This is a genomic window from Streptomyces rimosus subsp. rimosus, assembly GCF_000720725.1.
GTDB classification, from domain to species: Bacteria; Actinomycetota; Actinomycetes; order Streptomycetales; family Streptomycetaceae; genus Streptomyces; species Streptomyces rimosus_A.
Genome location: NZ_JOCQ01000273.1, coordinates 1 through 274, shown reverse-complemented (window position 1 = coordinate 274; position 274 = coordinate 1). Strand labels below are relative to the sequence as shown.

Here is a 274-nt window from a genome sequence, read left to right as displayed (position 1 = left end):
CGGTATCGATGACGGGTTCTTCGACCTCGGTGGGGATTCGCTGTTGGCGACGCGGCTGGCGAGCCGTATCAAGGGTGCGTTGGGTGCGGAGATTTCGGTACGGGTGCTGTTCGAGGCGCCCACGGTGGCCGGGCTGGCGGGGCGGCTGGATGAATTCGAGGCGGTGCGCCCGGTCCTCGTACCGGTGGAACGCCCTGACCCGATGCCGTTGTCGTTCGGTCAGCAGCGGATGTGGTTCCTGCACAGCCTGGAAGGCCCCAGCCCGACCAACAAT

Annotated in this window: 1 protein-coding gene; it reads left to right on the top strand. The window is 66.4% G+C overall.

Going from position 1 to position 274, the window contains the following annotated elements; genetic code table 11:
* Positions 1–274, top strand: a 274-nt coding sequence (locus IH45_RS01000000144885) for a phosphopantetheine-binding protein (protein ID WP_032919627.1), incomplete at both ends; no start/stop codon positions are given.